This window comes from Chryseobacterium sp. RR2-3-20 (genome assembly GCF_017808115.1).
In the GTDB taxonomy this organism is placed as follows: Bacteria; Bacteroidota; Bacteroidia; order Flavobacteriales; family Weeksellaceae; genus Chryseobacterium; species Chryseobacterium oryzae.
In genome coordinates this window covers 1-3,472 of sequence record NZ_JADQBD010000125.1, presented here as the reverse complement: position 1 = coordinate 3,472, position 3,472 = coordinate 1, and the positions used below count along the sequence as shown (strand labels likewise).

Sequence of the window (3,472 nt, the reverse complement as noted above, 5' to 3'; positions counted from 1 at the left end):
CTTGCTTCAAGGTTGCTCATAATTGTATTTGATTGGTAGTCAATACAATATACTAATTTTTAGTTACTTGAGCAACCTTTTCTATAATGCACTACGGGTAAATTGCCATTAATTAAGCAATTGTTTAAATTATATATGAAAAAGGCTAAAATATTTTCTATCGTTATCTTATTGGCTGTAAGCTGTGTTTTTGTTTCTGCACAAACGAAATTTGAAAAAGAAAAAACTGAAATCGACAAAATGCTCAACGGATTTAATGTTGCGGCAGCAAATTCAGATTTTAATACATACTTTAATTATTTTGCCGATGAATCTACTTTCATTGGAACGGATGCTACTGAAATTTGGAACAAAAAAGAGTTTATGGTTTGGGCGAAACCTTATTTTGATAAGAAAAAGACTTGGAATTTTACTTCGCTGAAAAGAAATATTTATTTCGATAAAAACGGAAAACTGGCTTGGTTTGACGAATTACTGGATACACAAATGAAAATTTGTCGTGGATCTGGAGTGTTAGAGAAAATAAATGGAATCTGGAAGATAAAACAATACGTATTGTCTATGACTGTTCCCAACGAAATTGTAAATAAAGTGGTTACTGAAAAAGCTCCAATTGAAGATATTCTAATTCAAAATCTTAAAAAGTAAGTAGCTTTAATTCAATAAATTAACGGAAAAATTGAGATGAAATTTATTAAAATCGCAATTCTACGTCTGTCTATTGCTTTTTTTTCGTGTAATGAATATTCAAAAACGAAAATAATTGTTTCTGAACCAGCGGAAAATAAAGCGGATTCCCGAAATGATGCTCTGGAACTTGAAAACCTGATTAAAAAACTTTACAAATGGAGTGAAACGAAAAGTTCGCAGGAAGATTTTGAACCTTTATTAGTTAAAAATACCGATTCACTTTATACAGGGCTTGATTGGAAAAGACATCAAAAAAGGCTGAAAGAACTCGAAAATACTCATTTTTTTTCTGAAGAATTTATTCGAAACTATGATAAGATTGCAGTAACAATTAACGAGAAAATGAAGGATAAATCTTTGGTGTATTACGTTGGCGAACTTCCTCCGTACGGAAATGATGCTAATCCGTGGTGTGACTGTCAAGATAATCCGGATAAATACTGGGAAAGATAAAAATACAGAACCTAATTATTAAAGACAAAAAAGCGACATTTAACTGGACTTGGGGAGATGGTTTTAAGTACAAAGTGAAAGCCGTAAAAGAAAATAATGTTTGGAAAATTTCTTACTTGCAAGGATTTAATATCCAAGAATTTATTTCAAAGTAAGACTTAATAAAATACAATTCAACAAAAAAAACACAAAAAATGAGGATTAAAAATAAGGTAGTTTCAAAGAGTAAAAATTTTGGTTTACTTCTTTTTGTATTGATTTCTTTTCAGCTTAAAGCACAGACAGATCAGGAGTTAGTAAACGGGTACAGAAATGTAATTATTCAATCTGATTCTTTATTGAAAATAGGTAAAATCTCCAATTTCAATAAGGAAGAGGTTATTTCTTTAGCAAGAAAATTAGACAGCCAGTATCCTTTACAGTATTTAAGCAATTCTTTAAAATATTTAAATCAGAAAAAGTATAATGAAAGTGCATTCTTATATTTTCTGGGAAAAATAAGGAAAAAAGAGTTAGATAAGAGCAATGGTTTCAATAATTATGATGGTGTAGGAGGAGATGCCGATAATTTCATTAATGAAGTTGTCGTAACTTATCTTGCCAGTGACGGCGATAATTATAAAGATATTCTTAAAAAAGTAATCACTTATTATGAGAGGAATTCTTATACTTATTTAAAAAATAATAAGAGCGAAAAACCGTCGGAAGAACTTAACGAATATAAAAAGATTATTGATCGTATTGAATCTGAACCCGAAAAATCAAAACAGGATTTAAAGGAGTTTCGGGATGATATGGCAACTAAGATTAAAGAATATTTCTTTCAGCAATAGTTCTGCATTTCTTATCCTACGTTAATATTTCTGCATTTATCAAGCTGTAAATTTGTATTATAATTTTAAACAATAAAAATATGAAAACAGTATATCATTCATCAGACAGCAGAGGTTACGCCAACCATGGTTGGCTAAAAAGCCATCATACATTCAGTTTTGCCAATTATCACAATCCGGAAAGAATTCACTTCGGTGTTTTAAGAGTTTTAAATGATGATTTCATTGAAGGCGGAATGGGATTTGGGAAACACCCTCACAGAGATATGGAAATTATTTCTATTCCGTTGGAAGGGGATTTGAGACACGGCGACAATATGGGCAATTCCGGAATTATTAAAAAAGGAGATATTCAGGTAATGTCTGCGGGAACAGGTATTATGCACAGTGAAGAAAATGCAGGTGAAGTTCCGGTGAAGCTTTTGCAGATTTGGGTAATTCCTAACAAAATGGGCGTAACACCAAGATACGACCAAATGAGCATTGAAGAAAACTCTGTTCAAAATGATTTTCAGCAGGTTCTTTCTCCCAATGCAGAAGATGCCGGAGTTTGGATTCATCAGGATGCCTGGTTTAATCTGGCAAAATTCGATAAAGGTTTTTCTAAAGAATATAAAATCCATCAATCAGGAAATGGAGTGTACGTTTTCGTTATTAAAGGAAAAGCAAAAATTGGAGATCAGATTTTAAATGAAAGAGATGCACTGGGAGTTTGGGATACCGAAAGTTTCGTTTTGGAAGCTGAAGAAAATGCTGAAATTTTATTAATGGAAATTCCTATGCAATTACCAGATTAATTTGGAAAGAATCTTTTAGTTTTGCAGCATTAAATCAAGGATAATTTTAAAGATACATAAATTTTAAATAATGAAAATTTTAGCAATTGCAGGAAGTAATTCCGAAACATCTATCAATAAACAATTAGTTTCTTACGCGGCATCTTTAGTAGAAAATGCAGAAATAGAAACTGTAGATATGAACGAGTTTGAAATGCCCATCTACAAACATCAGCGTGAAGTGGAAAGCGGTGTTCCTCAGGAAGCAAAAAACTTTGCAGCAAAAATTGATGCGGCAGATGTTATCTTTATATCTTTAGCAGAGCACAATGGTACCTATTCTACGGCATTTAAAAATGTTTTCGACTGGACATCCAGAATCAAAGACAGAGCTGTCTGGAACGAAAAGCCAATGCTTTTGATGGCTACAGCTACCGGAGCAAGAGGAGGATTGGGTGTTTTGGAAGCAGCAACAAAACGTTTCCCGCTTCACGGAGGAAATATAGTGGAAACTTTTACGCTTCCTTTTTTCAACGATAATTTTGATAAATCGTCACACAAAATTGTGAACGAGGAAAAAGACAATGAGTTAAAAGAAAAGATTCAAAAAATTTCTGCATTAGAATCAATACTGTCCTAAATAAAAATTATTAAAAATAGAAACAGCCTAAATACCTATTTTACATTTAGCTTTACATTTAATTTCAAAAAAGAACCCCT

5 protein-coding genes are annotated in these 3,472 nt (G+C 32.0%); all 5 read left to right on the top strand.

The window, feature by feature from the left end:
* The first annotated feature begins 135 nt into the window (after nt 1-135).
* The 5 genes from IV513_RS15130 to IV513_RS15110 all read left to right on the top strand — a co-directional run bounded on the left by IV513_RS15130 (nt 136) and on the right by IV513_RS15110 (nt 3,392).
* Nucleotides 136-648, top strand: a complete 513-nt coding sequence (locus IV513_RS15130) for a nuclear transport factor 2 family protein (protein WP_209391392.1) — start codon at nt 136-138, stop codon at nt 646-648.
* A gap of 36 nt (nt 649-684) precedes the next feature.
* On the top strand, nt 685-1,143 hold the full coding sequence (locus IV513_RS15125) for a hypothetical protein (protein ID WP_209391391.1): 459 nt from the start codon (nt 685-687) through the stop codon (nt 1,141-1,143).
* Nucleotides 1,144-1,337: 194 nt separating this feature from the next.
* Complete coding sequence (locus IV513_RS15120) at nt 1,338-1,976, top strand: hypothetical protein (RefSeq protein WP_209391390.1); 639 nt, start codon at nt 1,338-1,340, stop codon at nt 1,974-1,976.
* Nucleotides 1,977-2,056: 80 nt separating this feature from the next.
* Nucleotides 2,057-2,773, top strand: coding sequence for a pirin family protein (locus IV513_RS15115; RefSeq protein ID WP_209391389.1), 717 nt, complete (start codon nt 2,057-2,059; stop codon nt 2,771-2,773).
* A gap of 70 nt (nt 2,774-2,843) precedes the next feature.
* Nucleotides 2,844-3,392 carry an NADPH-dependent FMN reductase gene (locus tag IV513_RS15110; RefSeq protein ID WP_209391388.1) on the top strand — a complete coding sequence of 183 codons (549 nt, stop codon included), beginning with the start codon at nt 2,844-2,846 and terminating at the stop codon, nt 3,390-3,392.
* Nucleotides 3,393-3,472: the final 80 nt, after the last annotated feature.

Bases quoted from the DNA above. Each gene is read 5' to 3' on its own strand.
- IV513_RS15130 (WP_209391392.1), top strand. From the start codon at position 136: ATGAAAAAGGCTAAAATATTTTCTATCGTTATCTTATTGGCTGTAAGC.
- IV513_RS15125 (WP_209391391.1), top strand. From the start codon at position 685: ATGAAATTTATTAAAATCGCAATTCTACGTCTGTCTATTGCTTTTTTT.
- IV513_RS15120 (WP_209391390.1), top strand. From the start codon at position 1,338: ATGAGGATTAAAAATAAGGTAGTTTCAAAGAGTAAAAATTTTGGTTTA.
- IV513_RS15115 (WP_209391389.1), top strand. From the start codon at position 2,057: ATGAAAACAGTATATCATTCATCAGACAGCAGAGGTTACGCCAACCAT.
- IV513_RS15110 (WP_209391388.1), top strand. From the start codon at position 2,844: ATGAAAATTTTAGCAATTGCAGGAAGTAATTCCGAAACATCTATCAAT.